Source organism: Sorangium sp. So ce176, from assembly GCF_051519835.1.
Taxonomy (GTDB): Bacteria; Myxococcota_A; Polyangia; order Polyangiales; family Polyangiaceae; genus Sorangium; species Sorangium cellulosum_G.
Genome location: NZ_CP150371.1, coordinates 2,169,834 through 2,188,172, shown reverse-complemented (window position 1 = coordinate 2,188,172; position 18,339 = coordinate 2,169,834). Strand labels below are relative to the sequence as shown.

The 18,339-nt window shown below is 74.1% G+C and carries 10 protein-coding genes; 4 read left to right on the top strand and 6 right to left on the bottom strand.

Annotated elements, in window-relative coordinates:
- Positions 1 to 206 precede the first annotated feature (206 nt).
- The 3 genes from smc to WMF42_RS08380 all read left to right on the top strand — a co-directional run bounded on the left by smc (position 207) and on the right by WMF42_RS08380 (position 6,173).
- Positions 207 to 3,812, top strand: coding sequence for a chromosome segregation protein SMC (gene smc / locus WMF42_RS08390; RefSeq protein WP_437691332.1), 3,606 nt, complete (start codon positions 207 to 209; stop codon positions 3,810 to 3,812).
- Positions 3,809 to 4,390, top strand: a complete 582-nt coding sequence (locus tag WMF42_RS08385; RefSeq protein WP_437691330.1) for a hypothetical protein — start codon at positions 3,809 to 3,811, stop codon at positions 4,388 to 4,390. The genes smc and WMF42_RS08385 overlap by 4 nt, the downstream gene beginning before the upstream one ends.
- Positions 4,391 to 4,517: 127 nt before the next feature.
- Positions 4,518 to 6,173 carry an ATP-binding protein gene (locus tag WMF42_RS08380; protein ID WP_437691328.1) on the top strand — a complete coding sequence of 552 codons (1,656 nt, stop codon included), beginning with the start codon at positions 4,518 to 4,520 and terminating at the stop codon, positions 6,171 to 6,173.
- Positions 6,174 to 6,385: 212 nt separating this feature from the next.
- On the opposite strand, the gene dnaE is transcribed toward WMF42_RS08380, so the two are convergent.
- The 4 genes from dnaE to WMF42_RS08360 form a co-directional block, all read right to left on the bottom strand.
- A complete protein-coding gene (gene dnaE / locus WMF42_RS08375; protein ID WP_437691326.1) occupies positions 6,386 to 9,733 on the bottom strand; it encodes a DNA polymerase III subunit alpha in 3,348 nt (1,115 codons plus the stop codon).
- Positions 9,730 to 11,613 (bottom strand): DinB/UmuC family translesion DNA polymerase, encoded by a 1,884-nt coding sequence (locus WMF42_RS08370; RefSeq protein WP_437691324.1) that lies wholly within the window; start codon positions 11,611 to 11,613, stop codon positions 9,730 to 9,732. The genes dnaE and WMF42_RS08370 overlap by 4 nt, the downstream gene beginning before the upstream one ends.
- Positions 11,614 to 11,626: 13 nt before the next feature.
- On the bottom strand, positions 11,627 to 12,421 hold the full coding sequence (locus tag WMF42_RS08365; protein ID WP_437694231.1) for a recombinase A: 795 nt from the start codon (positions 12,419 to 12,421) through the stop codon (positions 11,627 to 11,629).
- Positions 12,422 to 12,780: 359 nt separating this feature from the next.
- Positions 12,781 to 13,962, bottom strand: a complete 1,182-nt coding sequence (locus WMF42_RS08360) for a citrate synthase (protein ID WP_437691322.1) — start codon at positions 13,960 to 13,962, stop codon at positions 12,781 to 12,783.
- A gap of 278 nt (positions 13,963 to 14,240) precedes the next feature.
- Between WMF42_RS08360 and WMF42_RS08355 the strand changes: the two genes are divergently transcribed.
- Positions 14,241 to 15,530, top strand: coding sequence for a citrate synthase family protein (locus WMF42_RS08355; protein WP_063815810.1), 1,290 nt, complete (start codon positions 14,241 to 14,243; stop codon positions 15,528 to 15,530).
- Positions 15,531 to 15,552: 22 nt separating this feature from the next.
- Here the strand turns inward: WMF42_RS08355 and WMF42_RS08350 are convergent, their stop codons facing one another.
- Both WMF42_RS08350 and WMF42_RS08345 read right to left on the bottom strand, forming a co-directional pair.
- Complete coding sequence (locus WMF42_RS08350) at positions 15,553 to 17,490, bottom strand: potassium transporter Kup (RefSeq protein WP_081426535.1); 1,938 nt, start codon at positions 17,488 to 17,490, stop codon at positions 15,553 to 15,555.
- A 68-nt stretch (positions 17,491 to 17,558) separates the two neighbouring features.
- Positions 17,559 to 18,227, bottom strand: a complete 669-nt coding sequence (locus WMF42_RS08345) for a UdgX family uracil-DNA binding protein (protein WP_437694229.1) — start codon at positions 18,225 to 18,227, stop codon at positions 17,559 to 17,561.
- Between the last annotated feature and the right edge of the window lie 112 nt (positions 18,228 to 18,339).

Below are 18,339 nucleotides of genomic sequence, written 5' to 3'. Positions count from 1 at the left end.
CCACGGACATCGCTCGTTCTCGATCGCGGCGCGCCACCGCGCCGCCGCGCTACGCAAGACCTGGTCCTCGATGCTCGCGTGAGGAGACGGGTTTCCAGTCTTGCCGCGCGACGCCAGCGCACGTAAACCCAGGGGTGCCAGTCGTGACGGTACGTGGCGTGCTGTGACGATACGTTTAAGCTCGCCTGGCCGGTCCCGGGGACGTCATGCGCATTCGGAAGCTCGAGATCAGCGGGTTCAAGTCGTTCGTCGACCGGACGGTGGTCCATTTCGACACGGACGTGGTGGGCATCGTCGGTCCGAACGGCTGCGGCAAGTCGAACATCGTCGACGCGATCCGGTGGGCCATCGGCGAGCAGAGCGCGAAGCACCTCCGCGGTAAGTCGATGTCGGACGTCATCTTCAACGGCTCCGACACCCGCGCCCAGCACGGGATGGCCGAGGTGACGCTCACCTTCGACAACAGCGAGCCCACGGCGGCGTCGCAGCTCCCGCTCGAGTACCGGGACTACGCGGAGATCGCGGTGACGCGGCGGCTCTTCCGCGACGGGACGAGCGAGTACCTCATCAACAAGACCCAGGTCCGGCTCAAGGACGTGACCGACCTGTTCCTCGGCACCGGCGTCGGCACGAAGGCCTACTCGATCGTCGAGCAGGGCAAGATCGGGCTCATCGTCTCGGCGCGGCCGGAGGACCGGCGGATGCTCATCGAGGAGGCCGCCGGCATCACGAAGTACAAGGCCAGGAAGAAGCAGGCCGAGCAGAAGATGGACCAGACGCGGCAGAACCTGCTCCGCGTGGGGGACATCGTCTCCGAGATCCAGCGGAACCTCGCGTCCCTGAAGCGCCAGGCGGCGAAGGCCGAGCGGTACGTGAACTACCGCAAGGAGCTGGAGGACCTCGTGCTCCACGAGGCGTCGCACAAGCTCCTCGAGATCACGGTGCTCACGCAGCGCGAGTCGATCGGCAGGGCCGAGCACGCCGAGCGCGCGCAGGTGGCCCAGACGGCGCTCGCCGCGCGCGAGGCCGAGATCGAGGTCACCCGGCTCGAGGCCCTCGCCTGCGAGGAGCGGGCCGAGAAGGCGCAGAACGAGGCGTTCGCTGCCGACAACCAGGTGCGCACCCACGAGGCGGAGATCGCGCGGGCGCGCGACCGCCTGCGGCACCTGGAAGAGCGGCTCGTCACCGCGGCCAAGGAGCAGGGCGAGCTCGAGAAGACGGTCGACGAGCTCACGACCGAGAAGGCGCAGCTCGAGGCGCAGCTCGCCGGCGTCGAGGAAGAGGAGGCGCGGGAGAGCGAGCTCGCGCTCGAGCAGCACGAGCGGCTCGAGGAGCTGCGCCACGGCGAGCGCACGGCCGAGCACGAGGTGGCGGCGCTGAGGCGGCGGGCCGGCGAGGCCACCGCGGCGGTCGCGGCCGCCGAGGCGTCGCTCGCCGGGTTCGACCGGCGCATGACCGAGATGAGCCAGCGGCGGGCGAAGCTGGAGGACGAGGTCGGGCGGCTCATGTACGAGTCCGAGGAGCTCGAGCGGCGGCGCTCGTCGCTGACGCGGAACGTGGCGGAGCTCGCGGACGGCAAGCGGATCTCCGCGGAGGAGCGGTCGCGGCTCGACGCCGAGATGAAGGCGCTGCGGGAGCAGGCGGTCACGAGCGACCGCACCGTGGAGCACGCGAAGAACGAGCTCGGGCAGCGGCGCAACCGGCTCCGCGCGCTCGAGGAGCTGCACGCACGGCTGGAGGGCGTGGGCGCCGGGGTGAAGAACCTCCTCAAGACGAAGGACCCGGCGCTGCTCGGGCTCGTGGCCGACAGGATCGAGGCGCCGGCCGATCTGACGGCGGCGTTCGCGGGGCTGCTCGGGGATCGGCTGCAGTGCGCGGTGGTGAGCGACGCCGAGCGCGGGATCGCGCTGCTCGCGGATCTGTCGAAGAACAACCGCGGGCGGGCCAGCGTGATCGCGGCGCGGCCGGCGTTCGTGGCCGGCGCGGCGCGGCGGCCGCCGCGCGGCGAGGGCGTGCTCGGGCCGCTCGTCGACCGGCTCGTGTTCGCGCCGGAGGACGAGGCGCTGGCGCGGGCGCTCGTGGGGGACGCGGTGGTCGTCGAGTCGGCCGCGGTCGCGGCGCGGCTCGCGGCGGAGGGCGCGGGGAGCACGCTCGTGGCGCTCGACGGCACCGTCGTCCGCGAGGACGGCGTGGTGAGCGGCGGCTCGGGCGACGCTGTCGCGGCGGGCATGATCGAGCAGAAGCGCGAGATGCGCGCGCTGCACGAGTTCGTCGCGGCCAAGTCGGAGGAGGTGACGGCGCTGCTCGACGCGCAGCAGAAGCTCCGCCTGCGGATCACCGAGGTGGGGACGGCGCTGGAGCGGGCGCGCAGCGAGGCGCACGAGGGGGAGCTCGCGCTCGTGACGGCCGAGAAGGACCTGCGCCGCGCGGAGGAGCAGCTCGCCGCGGCGCAGAAGCGCGAGGGCGTGGTGCGCTCCGAGCTCGAGGACCTCGCCGACAACCTCGACGCCGGCGGGAGCGAGCAGCAGGCGGCGCGCGACAAGCTCGCGGCCGGGCGCGCGGCGCGCGAGGCGGCGGCGGCGGGCCTCGAGCACGCCGAGCAGGTAGCGGCCGAGTGGCGCGAGCGGGTGCTCGGGCAGCAGTCGGTCGTGACCGAGCGCAAGGTGAAGCTCGCGCGCGTGCGCGAGCGCGCGGCGGCGGCGCGGGGCACGGTCGAGCGGCTCGCGCGGTCGTGCAACGAGCTCCGCGGCCGCATCGCCCGGCTCGATCAGGAGCGGACGGAGAGCGCGGTCGGCGCCGGGAAGGCCGCGGCCACGATCGTGATCGCGCGCGAGGCGCTCGTCCGCGCCGTCGCCGACGCGCACGCGGCGCAGGCCACGCTGACCGAGGCGCGGCGCGCGCTGGACGAGGCGCGGCAGGCGCACGCGGGGCGCGAGGCCGATCTGCGCGGGCTGCGCCAGGAGCTCGGCGAGGTGACGGAGCAGCTCCGCAAGCACGAGCTCGCGCTGGAGCGGCTGCGGGTCGAGCACAACCACCTCATCGAGGGGGTGCGCGAGCGCTTCCGCGGGCTGGAGCTCGCCCGCGTCGTCGGCGACTACCACAAGCGGCCGCCGGTCGACGCCTCGCACCGCGCGCGCATCCAGGAGCTGACGGAGCTGCTCGACCGCATGGGCCCCGTCAACCTGGACGCCGTGCGCGAGCACGCCGAGGCCGAGGAGCGGTACACGTACTACTCGAGCCAGAAGGCCGATCTCGAGAAGGCGCTCGACGACCTCGAGAAGGCGATCGCCCAGATGAACCGCGAGTCGAAGCGGCTCTTCAAGACGACGTACGACGGCATCAACGCGCGCTTCAAGACGCTCTTCCCGAAGATGTTCCGCGGCGGTCAGGCGGAGCTCAGGCTGACCAACCCCGACGACATGCTGGAGACGGGGATCGAGATCCTGGCGCAGCCGCCGGGCAAGAAGCTCGGGAACATCGAGCTCATGAGCGGCGGCGAGAAGGCCCTCACCGCCGTGTCGCTCATCTTCGCGATCTTCCAGTTCAAGCCGTCGCCGTTCTGCATCCTCGACGAGGTCGACGCGCCGCTCGATGAGGCGAACGTGGCCCGCTACAACGAGGCGATCCGGAGCATGACGAGCCACTCGCAGTTCATCCTGATCACGCACATCAAGCGCACGATGCAGTCGGTCGACGTGCTCTACGGCGTGACGATGCAGGAGCCCGGCGTCTCGAAGCTCGTGAGCGTGCGGATCAACGAGACGGCGAAGCGCCCGGAGCGCGAGGCGGCGCCGGCCGCGGCGGTGGCGTGAGCGCCGGATCGGGCGCGGAGCGGGCGGCCAGGCGGCGTCTGTCCCGCGGCGCCTCGGGGTTGCGGCACCTCCGCTGGGCCCGCGAGGTGCTGGCCACGCTCGAGGCGCACGTCGAGCACAACCCGTCGCTCGCCGACGCCGATCGCGAGGCGCTCCGGGGCGAGGCGGGCGCGCTCGCGGCGTCCGTGCAGGCGCTCAGCGGGGCGGTGAAGCCGTACCGGGATTTCCTCGAGCGGACGCGGGTGCGCTACCGCGGGCGCGTGCGCGTCGCGGAGCACCTGGTCCGGGAGGCCGACGCGGACGGCGCAGGCGGCGCGGCCGAGGCGGCGCGCGAACGCCTCGGGGAGGCGCTGACGGCGCTCGCCGGGATGGAGGAGACGCAGCGCCGGCCGCTCAAGGAGGCCGTGTCGGCGGAGATCGACCGGCTCCGCGAGGCGATGGCGCAGATGGACGCGCGCCTCGAGGAGCGGGTCTCCGCGGCGCTCGTCGAGAGCCTGTACCCGCCGCTCACGGACGGCGCGTCGAGGGTCGCCGACGACGGCGATCCGGACGACGACGCGACGGCGAGCCCGCGCTAGCCGCGCGACGGACGAGCGGCTCGGAAAGGCCGGCGGCGCGGCGAGGCGCGGGGGAACGGATCACCTGCCTGCACGCCGGGGTGGAGATGCGGTAAAGAGGCTGCGAACCCACGTTGAGAGGACGTCGATGGGCTGCGCGGAATCGGCCGCTATCCTGCTCCTCCGCGGGCGCGCCGCGGCGAGCGAGCGACTCGAGGCGCTCATCCGACGCCATGTGCCGGACGTGGGCGTCACCTCGGACCCGGAGCGCGCGCTCGAGCAGTGCCTGCGCGAGCCGCCGCCGGTGCTCGCCGTCGACTGGATCGATCCGGCCGGCGCCGCGACGCTCTGCGGCCGCGTGCGGGCGCAGCCCGGCGGCGAGGCGGTGATCGTCCTCGCGCTCACCGAGCGCGACGCGGACGTCGACGGCATCCTGGCGGCGGGCGCGAGCGACGTCCTGCTCGTGGGCGGCGAGGGCGACGGCGCCGGCGCCCGGGCGCGGCTCCGCGTGGCGCGCGAGCGCGCCGCGCGCGAGGCCGCCGCGCGCCACGCGCTCGCGCAGACGCAGGCCCGCCTCGTCCTCGCCGGCCGCATGGCGAGCGTCGGCACGCTGGCCGCAGGCGTCGCCCACGAGATCAACAACCCCCTCGCCTTCGTCATCACGAACGTCGACGCGGCCATCCGGCGCATCGCCTCGCTCGATCGACGGAGCAACGCCTCGCGCAGCGGCCCCTGGGGTCGCGCTCACGGCGACGGCCGCGCGCCGTCGAGCGAGCTCTCCGAGGTGCTGAGCCTCCTGGAGGACGCGCGCGAGGGCGCGGAGCGCGTGCGGCTCATCGTGCGCGACCTCCACACCTTCTCGCGCGCCGAGGACGACCGCCGCGGGCCTGTCGATGTCCGGCGGGTGCTCGACTCCTGCGTCCACATGGCGATGAACGAGATCCGGCACCGCGCCCGCGTCGTCCGGAGCTTCGACGAGGTGCCGCCGGTCGAGGCGAACGAGCCGCGGCTCGCGCAGGTCTTCCTGAACCTCATCGTGAACGCCGCGCAGGCCATCCCCGAGGGGCTCGCCGAGCAGAACGAGATCGAGCTCTCGACGCGCTGCGACGCCGCGGGGCAGGTCGTCGTCGGGGTGCGCGACACGGGCGCCGGGATCGCGCCCGAGGCGCTCGGGCGCATCTTCGACCCGTTCTACACGAGCAAGGAAGAGGGCGAAGGGCTGGGGCTGGGGCTCGCGATCTGCCACTCCATCGTCACGGCGCTCGGGGGGCAGATCGAGGTGGAGAGCCGCCCCGGCGAGGGGAGCACGTTCCGCGCCGTCCTCCCCGCCGCCAGGACCGGCGAGGCGCGCGCCCCGGCGGCGCCCGGCGACGGCGCGCCGCGCTGGTCGCGCGAGGGCGGCGGGCTCGCCGCGACCGAGCAGCAGGCGGCGCCGCGGCAGCGGATCCTCATCATCGACGACGAGCCGCTGCTCACGCGGGCGATCGCTGGGACGCTCGAGCCACGGCACCAGACGACCGCGACCGCGAGCGCCCGCGACGCGCTCGCCCGGATCCGCGCCGGCGAGCGCTACGACGCCATCCTGTGCGATCTCATGATGCCCGACATGACAGGGATGGATTTTTACGCCTCGCTCGCGGAGCTCGCGCCCGAGCAGCAGCGCCGGGTCGTGTTCCTGACCGGCGGCGCCTTCACCGAGCGCAGCAAGGCGTTCCTGCAGCAGGTCGATGCCCGGCTGCTCCTGAAGCCGTTCGACGCGGCGACGCTGCTCTCGCTTGTCGACGAGGTCGTCGCGTCGCGCTGACGCGCGCGCTCCTCGACGAGGTCGTCGCGTCGCGCTGACGCGCGCGCTCCTCGACGAGGTCGTCGCGTCGCGCTGACGCGCGCGCTCCTCGGCCAGGTCGTCGCGTCGCGCTGGCGCGCGCGCTCCTCGGCCAGGTCGTCGCGTCGCGCTGGCGCGCGCGCTCCTCGGCCGCCGAGGTCCGCCGCGCCCTGCGCCGCCGAGGGCGGGCGCGATCAATGATAGTCGCGCGATCGGAGCGCGACGTCCTGCCCGCTCGGCAGCTCCAGCCGCTCGAGCTCGCGCGCGACCACGTGGATCACCTCGCCCTGCCGCTCGACCCGCCCGGCGACGAGCAGGAGCGCGGCGTGCCGCGCCACCTGGTAGTGATCCGCGAAGACCTGCTTCTGGACGATGACGTTGACCACGCCGGTCTCGTCCTCGAGCGTCACGAACGTCACGCCGCTCGCCGTCGCCGGGCGCTGGCGACCGACGACCATCCCGGCGACGCGCACGCTCTCTCCGTTGCGCGCCGCCCTGATCTCCTCGGCGGTCCGCACGCGCGCGCCTCCGCGGCGCCGCTTCAGCGCCGGCCGCAGGTGCCGCATCGGGTGGTCGTGCAGCGACAGGCCCACGCGCCCGTAGTCCAGCGCGAGCTGCTCCAGCGGCCTGAGCGGGGGGAGCCCCACGTCCCTGTCCTTCTCGATCGGCACGTTCTCGAAGAGCCCCTCCACGCGGGGCGCGCGCGCCCGCCAGAGCGCCTCCCGCCGCGCGGGTACCAGCGTCGCCAGGGCGCCCGCCTCGGCGAGCGCCTCCACCTCGTTCTTCTTCAGCTCCGCGCGCCGCACGAGATCCGGGAGGCTCTTGAACGGCGCGTCCTCGCGCGCCGCCACGATCGCCGCCACGGCCGCCTCGCCGAGCCCCTTCACGAGGCGCATGCCGAGCCGCAGCGCAGGGCCCGCCGAGGGCTCGGCGCCGGGCTCGAGGGCCGCGTCCCACGCGCTCTGCACCACGCACACAGGCCGCACCTCCACGCCGTGCCGTTGCGCGTCCTGCACCAGCGCCGACGGGCTGTAGAACCCCATCGGCTGGGCGTTGAGCAGCGCGCAGGTGAACGCCGCCGGGTGGTGCACCTTGAGCCAGGCCGACGCGTACACGAGCAGCGCGAAGCTCGCCGCGTGCGACTCCGGGAAGCCGTACTCGCCGAAGCCCTGGATCTGCAGGTAGAGCATCTCCCCGAACTTCGCCGAGATCCCGCGCTCGGCGAAGCCCTGGATGAGCCGCCCGCGGTGCCGCTCCAGGCGCCCGTGCTTCTTCCACGCCGCCATGTCGCGGCGGAGCTGATCGGCCTCGCCCGGCGTGTAACCCGCGCCGACCATGGCGATCTGCATCACCTGCTCCTGGAAGAGCGGCACGCCGAGCGTTCGCTCCAGGATCGGGTCCAGGCACGGGTGCGGCGACACCGGCGGCTCCTGCCCCGTGCGCCGGCGCAGGTAGGGGTGCACCATCCCGCCCTGGATGGGCCCGGGGCGCACGATGGCCACCTCGATCACCAGATCGTAGAACTTGCTCGGCTTGAGCCGCGGGAGCATCGCCATCTGCGCGCGGCTCTCGATCTGGAACACCCCGACCGTGTCGGCCCGGCCGATCGCCTCGTAGACAGCAGGGTCCTCCGGCGGGATCTGCGCGAGCGCCGCGATCGGATCGAACGCGGCGCCTCGGCCAGCGTGGCCCCACGGCCCCGCGGACGCGCCGCCCCGCTCCGCATCGGCTGCGATGGCCGCGGGCGCGGCGCCTCGCTCCGCATCGCCCGAGGCCCCCTCGGGCGCGCCGTCCTGCTCCGCGCGCTCCGCGTGGACCACCGGCCCCCCGAGCGCCGCGTACCGATCCGAATGGATCAACGCGAGCGCCTTGCGGATCGCCGTCAGCATGCCGAGCGCCAGGACGTCGATCTTGAAGAAGCCGAGATCGTCGAGATCGTCCTTGTCCCACGGGATCACCGTGCGACCCTCCATCCGCGCGGGCTCGACCGGGGCCACCCTGTGCAGCGGCTCCGACGACAGCACGAAGCCGCCGACGTGGATCGAGAGGTGGCGCGGGAAGCCCTCCAGCGCGCTCGCCATCATCACCGCCTGCCGGACGCGCACGTCGTCCGGATCGAGGCCGGCCTCGCTCACCCGCTGCTCGGTGATGTCCGCCTCGTGGTGGAGCACGAGGCCGCTCAGCCTGTCGACCTGGTCCGGCGAGAAGCCGAACGCCTTGCCCACCTCGCGGAGCGCGCTCTTCCCACGGTAGGCGATCACCTCCGAGACCATCGCCGCCCGGTCGCGGCCGTACATCTCGTAGATCGCCTGGATCACCTCCTCCCGGCGCTCGTGCTCGAAATCGACGTCGATGTCCGGCGGCTCGTTGCGCTCCTCCGACAGGAAGCGCTCGAAGAGCAGGTTGGACCGGGCCGGGTCCACGGCGGTCACGCCGAGCGCGAAGCACACAGCGCTGTTCGCCGCGCTCCCGCGGCCCTGGCAGAGGATCTGCCGCGCGCGGGCGATCTTCACGACCTGCTGCACGCTGAGGAAGTAGGGGGCCACGCCGAGCTTCGCGATCAGGGCGAGCTCCTTCTCGATCTGCGCGCGCACCTGGGGCGGCGTCCCCGCAGGGTAGCGGTCGCGGCAGCCCTCCTCGGTGAGGCGGCGCAGCGCCTGGTCCGACGTCTCGCCCGGCATGCAGAGCGCGTCGCTCGGGAAGCTGTAGCGGAGCTCGGACAGCGAGAAGCGGCAGCGGGACGCGACCTCCACCGTGCGCGCGATCCACGCCGGATGGTCGCGGAACAGCGCCGCCATCTGCGCGCCGGACCGCACGTACGCCTCGGCGTTCGGCGCGATCCGCGTCCCGGCCTGATCGAGCGTGGCCTTGGTCCGGATGCACGTGAGCACGTCGGCGAGCGGCTTGCGCGACGGGTGGTGGTAGAGCGGGCGCGCGGTCGCCACCGCGCAGGCGCCGTAGCGCCGCTCCGCCGCGAGCGCCGCCGCGACCCGCTCGCCGTCGCGGCGGTCGAGGTGCTTCCAGGTCGCGACGAGCGCGCGCTCGCCGAACGCGTCGCGCAGCGCGCCGAGCAGCGGGCCGCTGACGGCCGCCGGCACGAGCGGATCGAGCGGCACGATCGCGGTGAGGCCCCGCGGCGCCGCCGCGATCGCCTCCGCAGAGATGCTCGCCGTCCCCTTCTCGCAATCGGCGTGCGCGATCGTGAGCAGGCGGCAGAGGTTCGCGTAGCCCTCGCTGTCCTCGACCAGCAGGACCACCGACGGCTGGACCTCCGGCGCGCGCGGCGCGGCGCGCTCGGCGGCCGCGCGCGGCCCGCCGATCGTCAGCTCGGCCCCGACGATCACCCGCTGCTCGATCTTCTTCGCCGCCGTGTGCGCGCGGACGCTGCCGTAGATGCCGTCGCGATCGCAGAGCGCGAGCCCATCGAGGCCGAGCTCCTTGGCGCGGTGCACGAGCTCCTCGGGGTGCGAGGCGCCCTCGAGGAAGGAGAAGCAGGAGCGGCCGCAGAGCTCCACGAACGGCACCGACGCGCCGGAGCTCACGCGCACCACCCTTGCAGGAAGGCCTCGCCCGTCGCGCGGTCGACGTAGATCCACGCCTCGCCGCAGGAGCTCGAGCTCGCGCCGTCCCGGGGCCGCAGCTCGCCGAGCCGCCCCTGGGCGGCCCTGCCGGAGGGCGCTCCAGAGACAAGCCAGGCGCGCGCGTAGTCGCGCGAGGCCGGCGTGGGCGTCCACCACTCCACCGCGTCGATCCGCATCACGAAGGAGAGCCGCTCGATCGCGTAGAGGTGGCGATCGACCGCCACGATCGCCCCGCGACCCACGCGGCCGAGCGGGATCGGCTGCGCGAGGAGCCGCGCGGGCTCAGGCGACGGCAGCTCGGCCCCCTCCGCGCTCCCGCCCTGCTCCGCCGCAGACCGCTCCGCCGCGGCGCGCGCGCGGGACGCGGCGGACGATCGCGCCGTCGCCGCGTCGTCCTCGATCGGCGCGAGCCGCGAGCGCGCCTCGGGGCGGTGCGCGTCGGCGATCTCCAGGACGCCCACCCGCTCGGCGCCGATCTCCGCCGAGAGCTCGGCCAGGAGCGCCGGCAGGCTGTCGGGATCGACCGAGCGGTCGCGCGACAGATCGAGCTGCACCTGGCGGGCGCGCGCGATCCGGGAGGCGATGAGGTGGACGCCCACCGCGGGCGCCGCGAGCTCGATCCGCTCGAGCTTCGCCTTGATCGGCCGGAGCAGGTCGCCCGCGTCCGAGAGGGGCACCGGCATGTCGACGTGGAAGCGCAGCGAGGGGCCGCGCTCGTCGTCCTCGAGGAGCGCGGCGTCGTCGTCCTCGCGATCGCCGAGCCGGAGCCGCGCGATCGAGCGATCGTAGGCGATCGCCACGTTGAGCCGCCCGCACGCCTCGCCGCGCGCGGCGAGCCGCGACGCGATCCGCGACGTCATGCCGCGCAGCACGAACAGGAGCGACTCGGCGTTCTCGACCGGCTCGTCGAAGAGCACCTCCTCCTCGATCAGCCGGGGCACCTCGTACGGGAGGAGCGGCACGGGATCGCGGCCGGCGAGGAGCTCCATCACCTCGGTCGTCCGCGGGCCGAGCCGCGCCGCCACCTGCGCGCGCGGCAGGCGCGCGAGGTCCTCGACGCGGAGCACGCCGAGCCGGACGAGGAAGCTCGCCACGTCGCGCTCGACCGGGAGCGCCTGCACCGGCAGCGGCCCGATCGCCTGCGCCCCCTTCCCCGGCGGCGCGATCGGGGCCTCGGCCCCGCGCCCGCCGTCCGACGCGTGCGCGCCGAACCGCGCGAGCGCCTGCGCGAGCCGCGGCCCGTCCGCGATCGCGAGCCGCGCCCGGTGGCCGAGCGCCGCCACGCGCTCGCCGAGCTCGTCGAGCAGCGCCTCCTCGCCGCCCACGAGGTGCGACGCCCCGGTGATGTCGAGCCACACCGTGTCGTACGGGCCGTCGCCCCAGGGGCTCCGCGCCGCGCTCGCGGCGCGCTCTCCGGCGCGGCCCCCCCGCGACGGCCGCGGCGCGCCGGCGCGCGGCGTCGCGCCCTGCTCGCCGAGCTGGATCGACGCCGTCGCCCCGAGCCCGAGCGCCACCTCGGCGACCCGGCCGAGCGCCGCGTCGATCTCGGCGAACGTTACCCGGTGGATCGCCAGGTGCGCGACAAGCGCCGCCGCCTCGACGACCTTCTGCCCCGGCCTCACCCCGTACCGCCGCGCCTCGTCGTCGACCACATCGATCACCGCCACCGGCGCCGGCGGCTCGCGCTCGGACCGCGCGGCGAGCGCCGCCCTGCGCTCCTCGTCGCCCCCGATGATCACCGCGAGCGGCGCCTTCCCGCTCGGCGAGACCGGCCCGCGCTGCTTCACCAGCTCGCACGCGAGCTGCGGAAGCACGATCGCCACAATGCGCCTCACCGCCATCGCTCCTCCTCCCTCACGCCCGCGACAGGACGGGCCGGGGCTCGCTGCCCGCCGTCCGCTCAGCCTTCACCTTCGATCCCAGCACCACCGTCGTCGGCGAGGTCACGCGCCCGCGGCGGTCCTTGGCGACGCGGACCGTCAGCCGGTCCTCGGCGACCTGCTCGAGCTCCAGCCGCATCGCGACCGGCAAAGGCATCGGCCGCGCCGCCTGGCGGTCGGTGAGGAGCAGGATCGTCCCGTCGCTCCCCTCGGTCGCGAGGGCGAGCTTGCGCACCACGTTGACCCAGCGCGCGAGGTCCTCCTCGCGGCGCCCCGCCGCGGGCGCGCCCCGCTCCCCCTTCACCGCGCCCTGGCCGAAGGCCCCGGGGACCCCGGCCACATCGATCACGAGCACCGCGAACGCCCGGCTCATCGCCATCCGGACCGCGACCTTCGCGAGCATCTCCAGCGGGGGCCGCGCCACGAGCAGCCGGCTCAGGTCGACCCCCGCCCGCGCGACCGCCGGCGCGAACAGCGAGCCGCTCGGGTCGATCCAGGCGCACCACGCCCCCGACGTCGCGCTCGTCCCGCGCAGCCGCGCCTCCGCCTGCGCCGACGCGCACGCGGAGAGGGCGACCGAGGTGGATCGCCCGAGCCCCCGCGGCGCGGCGAGCTCGACAACACCCCCGCGCGGGAGACCCCCTTCCGGGAGCGCGTCGTTGATTTCCTGTAAAGTGAGCGGGAGCGTCTTGGCGCGCGCTTCGAACTCGGGGAGGGTGTGGCGCAGGAGGTCCCGGGCGAGAGGAGCGGCAAGAGCGACGGGCGACATACTGAACACGATAACAGTACCCCCGCGAAGCTGCCAACTTTGCCGGACGAACAACGTCCTACCTGCGCGCGGCGTGTTCTTCTTTCGCCTTTCGTGGGCGGAGGAACGGTCTTGCCGGTGATCTGAGCTCGGCCGAGATGGCAGGGCGACGGGGTTGAGGGGAATGCCCGCCGTCCTTCTTCAATAAGTCCACCCCGCGTCGTGTCGACCTGGGACCGGCATCCCCCTGAGGTGGGCGGCGAGGGCCGTCGCCAGGACCGCGGGGATGGAGGCTGGGGCGGCTGAGGCCGCCATCAGGACGGCGGGACCATGACCAGGACGGCGAGGCAGTGGTCTGGGCGGCCACGACCGTTGCGCAGTCACCCCGGCGGAGCGGCCGCCCCGGGGACGCCCCCGATGTAGCGGGAGCTCGGCCGGATCAGCCGCCCCACGCGCCGCTGCTCGTCGATGTGCGCGCACCAGCCGGCGGACCTGCCCACCGCGAAGGTCGGCGCGAACAGCGCGCGCGGCAGCCCGAGCGCGTCGAGCAACACCGCCGTGTAGAACTCGACGTTCGCGCGCAGCGGCCGATCCGGGTGCCGCGCGCGGAGCGCCGCCTCCGCCGCCCGCTCGACCGCGCGCGCCAGCGCGAGCCGGGCGCCCCGCGCTCCGCCGGCCGTCCGCGCGAGCCGCTCGATCGCCCGTTCGAGCACCGCCGCCCGCGGATCCCGCACCCGGTAGATGCGGTGCCCCATGCCCATGATCCGCCGGCCCGCCGCGAGCTCCGCCTGGATCCACCGCTCGGCGCTCCCGGGCGACGGCGCGCCCCCCGCGCCCGCCGCCGCGCCGATCGCGTCCAGCATGTCGAGGACCGGCCCGGGCGCGCCGCCGTGGAGCGGCCCCTTCAGGGCGCCGATCGCGGCGACAACGGCCGAGATCGCGTCCGACCCCGTCGAGGTGACCACGCGCGCGGCGAAGGTCGACGCGTTCATGCCGTGGTCCGAGACCGTCACGAGGTACGTGTCGAGCTCGCGCGCCTCGGCCTCGCTCGCCGCCGCGCCCCGCGCCATCCGCAGGTAGTCGGCCGAGAGCCGGAGCGCCGGATCCGGCGCGACCGGCGCCTCGCCCGCCGCGCGCCGCGCCCACGCCGCCGCGAACGTCGCGATCGCCCCGGCGATCGCCGCCGGCGGCGCGTCGCTCCCGAGGTGCGCGACAGCGGCGCGGAGCGCGTCCATGCCGTCGCGCGCCTCCAGCGCGCCCCCGAGCCGGCCGAGGAGCGCGAACGCCCGCACCCTGCCCTCGGCGAGCGCTCCCCGGAGCGCCTCGCGCTCCGCCGCCGCGGGCAACGCGCCGCCCCAGAGCAGCCCGCACACGTCCTCGAAGGTCACCCCGCCGTCGCCGGCCAGCGCCTCGACGTCGTGCCCGGCGAGGGTGAGCCTCCCCCGCTCCCCCTCGACCTCCGAGAGCCGCGTCTCCGCCACCACCACGCCCTCCAGGCCGCTCGCGAGCGGCGCCGTCACGTCCTTCATCCCGATCACCTCCACCGAGGACATGTTGGGCATCGTGAATGGTTGATCAATCTTGATTGTACAATCAACCATGCACGCTATCGAAGCGCGTCGAGGGCGCCCCCGGCATGCGATCATGAGGCGCGCCCCTCCAGGGCTCGGGACGCGGGGAGCGGAGGGCCGCCTCGGACAGCGGCCGAGGGGCGCGCCGCGCCAAAAATCCCGAGATGGACCGAGGAGCGCGGTGCTAGGAGGGACAGAGGTCGTCCGGCGATCCTCGACCCACGACGCCTCGATGGTGGACAGGATGGATCTGACGTTGATGGGCTCTCATGGTTGATCTACCTGGTCCGGAGCAGCGGCCCTCGGCGTATGTGACCGGCGCCGAGGCCGCGGAGCTGCTCGGCGTGAAGCGGGAGACGCTCTACGCGTACGCGAGCCGGGGCGTGCTCCGGGGCGTGCCCGGCGGGCGAGGGCGCGCGCGGCTCTACCTCAGGGCGGACATCGAGCGGCTCAAGGCGCGGCACGACGCGCGGGCGGGCCACGGCCCCGTCGCCGCCGAGGCGCTCCGGTGGGGCGAGCCGGTGCTCGAATCGGCGCTCACCGCGATCGGGCAGCGCGGCCCCCTTTACAGGGGCAAGGAGGCGGTCGCGCTGGCGCTCGAGGACGCGCCGTTCGAGGACGTGGCCGAGCTCCTGTGGACCGGCGAGCTGCCCGCGGAGGGCGCGCCGGCCGCGCGGCCGGGCCGGCTGAGCGTCCGGCCGGCGAAGCTCGCGGCGCTCCTGCCGGAGGGCGCGCCGCCGTTCACCGCGCTCGCGCTCGCGGTGCCCGCGATCGGCGCGCACGACGCGACCCGCCACGTGGGCGCGACGTCGGGCGACGGGCGCATCCCCACGAGCGACGCGGAGCGGGCCCGGGCGCGCGCGCTCGTGCGATCGCTCGCGGCGCTCGTCGGCCTCGGGCGCGACGCGAGCAAGGCGACCGCCGCCCTCGAGGCCGAGGGGACGGCGCGGCGCCTGCTCGTCGCCCTCGGCGCGAACCCGTCGAAGAAGGCCGAGCGCGCCGTGAACCGGGCGCTCCTCGTGTCGGCCGATCACGAGCTGAACGCCTCGACGTTCGCTGTCCGGGTGGCCGCCTCCACCGGCGCCGACCTCTACGCCTGCGTCAGCGCGGGGCTCGCGGCGCTCTCCGGCCCGCGGCACGGCGGCTCCACCGACCGGGTGGAGGCGCTTGTCGCCGAGGCGGGCCGACCCGAGCGCGCCGCCGCCGCGGTCCACGAGCGGCTGCGCCGCGGCGAGCCCATCGCCGGCTTCGGGCACCGGCTGTACCCGGACGGCGACCCGCGCGCGCAGGTGCTGCTCGACACGGCCCGCGCGCTCGCGCCGCAGAGCGCGGCGCTGCGCACCGTGCTCGCGCTGGTCGACGCGCTGCGCGACGCCGGCCACGATCCGCCGTCGCTCGACGTGGGCCTCGTCGCGATCGCGGCCGCGCTCGGCTTGCCCGCCGGCGCGGCGGCGGCGCTCTTCGCGGTGGGGCGCGCCGCGGGGTGGATCGCCCACGCGTTCGAGCAGCGGGAGGCGGGCTACATGCTGCGGCCGCGCGCCCGGTACACCGGGCCCTGATCGCCGCCGGGCCGCGCTCTACCTAGAAATTGACCTGCATGCCGAGCTCGACCACCCGGTTCGGCGGCAGCCCGAAATAGGCCGTCGCCGGCCGCGCGTTTCGCGAGATGAACGCGAACAGCGCCTTTCGCCACCGGGACATCTTCGAGCTGCCCGTCGTCAGCAGCGTCTCCCTGCCGAGGTAGTAGCTCGTCCTCCCGAGATCGATGATGAGCCCGTGCCGCTTGCACCCTTCCAGCACCGAGGGGGCGTTCGGCGTCTGCATGAAGCCGTAACACGCCGTGACCTGGTAGATGCACTCGCCCCGCGGGATCACCGTCGTGCGCCGCTCCGCCGGCACCTCGGGCACGTTCAGCACCTGGATCGAGAGGAGCACCACCTGCTCGTGCAGCACCTGGTTGTGCTTCACGTGGTGCAGCAGGATCGGCGGCGTGCCCTCCGGGCTCGACGCCATGAAGACCGCCGTCCCGCGCACCCGGTGCGGCTTCGTGCGCTTCACGTCCTCGAGGAACACGTCGAGCGGCAGGATCGCCGACTTGATCGCGGTCGCGAGGTGCTTGCGCCCCGTCTTCCAGGTCGTCATCACCGTGAACGTCGCCGCCCCCATCACGATGGGCACCCAGCCCCCGTGGAAGAACTTGGCGCTGTTCGCCGCGAAGAACGCGAGATCGATCACCAGGAAGAGCCCGGCCAGGGGGAGCGACTTCCAGAGCGGCCATCCCCACGTCTTCCGGGTGACGACGTAATAGACCACCGTCGTGATCCCCATCGTCCCCGTGACGGCGATGCCATAGGCGGCCGCGAGCGCGCTCGAGTTCTTGAAGGTGATCACGAGCACGAGGCACGAGATCAGGAGCCCGCTGTTCACCTCGGGGATGTAGATCTGCCCCGCCTCGTCCTTGGACGTGTGGATCACCGTGACGCGCGGGAAATAGCCGAGCTGCACCGCCTGCTGCGTCAGCGAGAAGGCCCCGGAGATGAGCGCCTGTGACGCGACGACGGTCGCCGCTGTCGCGATCGCCACCGTGGGGTAGAGCGCCCACGACGGGACCAGCGCGTAGAAGGGGCTCGCCGCGGCGGTCGGGTCCTCGAGGAGCTTCGCGCCCTGGCCGAAGTAGTTGATGAGCAGCCCCGGCCAGACGATCGTGTACCAGGTGTACTTGATCGGCTCGCGGCCGAAATGGCCCATGTCGGCGTAGAGCGCCTCGCCGCCGGTGATGCAGAGGACGACCGCGCCGAGGATGAGGAAGCCGTGCACCTTGTTCTCGATGAAGAAGCTCACCGCGTACTCCGGCGAGACGGCCCGGAGCACGCCCGGGCTGTGGACGATCTCCTTCGCTCCCAGCAGCGCGAGCGCGATGAACCAGACGAGCGTCACCGGCCCGAAGACCGTCCCTATCCCGGCCGTGCCGCGCTTCTGCACGAGGAACAGGGCGAGCAGCAAGGCGCACGTGATCGGCACGACCGCGGGCTTCAGGGTCGACGTCGCGACCTCGAGGCCCTCCACCGCTGACAGCACCGAGATCGCGGGCGTGATCACGCCGTCGCCGTAGAGGAGCGAGGCGCCGAAGAGGACGAGGAGCACGAGCAGGCCGCGGCCGTCGCCCTTGCGCTCGCTGTTCGGCACGAGCGCGAGGAGCGCGAGGATGCCGCCTGCCCCCTCGTTGTCGGCCCGCGTGATGAACGTCACGTACTTGATGGTCACCACCAGCATCAGCGCCCAGAACATGAGCGAGAGCACGCCGAGCACGTTGGCCGGCGTCAGCGCGACGTGGTGCGGGCTCGCCGGGCTGAAGCACTCCTTCATCGCATAGAGAGGGCTCGTCCCGATGTCGCCGTAGACGACCCCGAGCGCCGCGAGCATCAGCGGCCACATCTTCTTCGCGCCGTGGGCGTGCTCGGCCGACGGGGGCGGCGCGCGTTGCTCTGCGCCCGGGACCGGCTGTGGGCTTGTGGTCATCGGGGGCGAATCCTACTCCATCGCGAGCGCGCGCCGCGAGGAGGCGGAGCGCGCCGGGCGGCGACCGCTCAGCCGAGCATGCGCGCCACCGCGGTGAGATCGTCGATGAAGCGGGAGAGCTCGGCTTGCCTGGAGGCCTCGTCCGGCATGCGGAGGATCGACGCCGGGTGTACGGTGGCGAGCGTGCGCGGCGCGAGCGGCGAGGCGACGATCCGGCCGCGATCGCGCGTGACCCGGAACGAGCTCCCGAGCAGCGCCTGCGCCGCCGTCGCGCCGAGGCACACGACGATCTGCGGCTCTACCGCCGCGATCTCCGCGGCGAGCCAGGGGAGGCACGCGCGGATCTCGCGCGCGTCGGGCTTCTTGTGGATGCGCCGCTTGCCGCGCGGCTCCCACTTGAAGTGCTTGACCACGTTGGTCACGTACGCCCGGCGTCGATCGATCCCCGCCTCCTCGAGCGCGCGATCGAGGAGCTGCCCCGCCGGGCCCACGAACGGCTTGCCGGCCAGGTCCTCCTTGTCGCCCGGCTGCTCGCCGACGAGGAGCACGTCGGATCGCGCCGCGCCCTCGCCGAACACCGTCTGCGTGCCGCGCTCCCACAGCGGGCACGCCCGGCAGCCCGCGGCGGCCTCGCGCAGGCTCGGCAAGGAAGGATGGCTGGGTACGAGCGCCGCCGCCGTCGCCGCTCCGGCCACGGCGTCACGCCCTGCTGCATTTCGCCTCGCCACGGTCACCATGGTTTCCTCGAGCCCACCGGGAGCATCGCGCATGCCAGCAGCTCGATGGCGTTCGAACGCGGCGCGTCGCGAGGCGCACGGCCGAGCCGGCTTGACGGCCCATGACGGCCTT

Coding starts and splice junctions, on each gene's coding strand:
- WMF42_RS08360 (WP_437691322.1), bottom strand. CDS start 13,962: ATGCCCAACATGTCCTCGGTGGAGGTGATCGGGATGAAGGACGTGACG.
- WMF42_RS08350 (WP_081426535.1), bottom strand. CDS start 17,490: ATGACCACAAGCCCACAGCCGGTCCCGGGCGCAGAGCAACGCGCGCCG.
- smc (WP_437691332.1), top strand. CDS start 207: ATGCGCATTCGGAAGCTCGAGATCAGCGGGTTCAAGTCGTTCGTCGAC.
- WMF42_RS08380 (WP_437691328.1), top strand. CDS start 4,518: ATGGGCTGCGCGGAATCGGCCGCTATCCTGCTCCTCCGCGGGCGCGCC.
- WMF42_RS08365 (WP_437694231.1), bottom strand. CDS start 12,421: ATGTCGCCCGTCGCTCTTGCCGCTCCTCTCGCCCGGGACCTCCTGCGC.
- WMF42_RS08345 (WP_437694229.1), bottom strand. CDS start 18,227: ATGGTGACCGTGGCGAGGCGAAATGCAGCAGGGCGTGACGCCGTGGCC.
- WMF42_RS08370 (WP_437691324.1), bottom strand. CDS start 11,613: ATGGCGGTGAGGCGCATTGTGGCGATCGTGCTTCCGCAGCTCGCGTGC.
- WMF42_RS08355 (WP_063815810.1), top strand. CDS start 14,241: ATGGTTGATCTACCTGGTCCGGAGCAGCGGCCCTCGGCGTATGTGACC.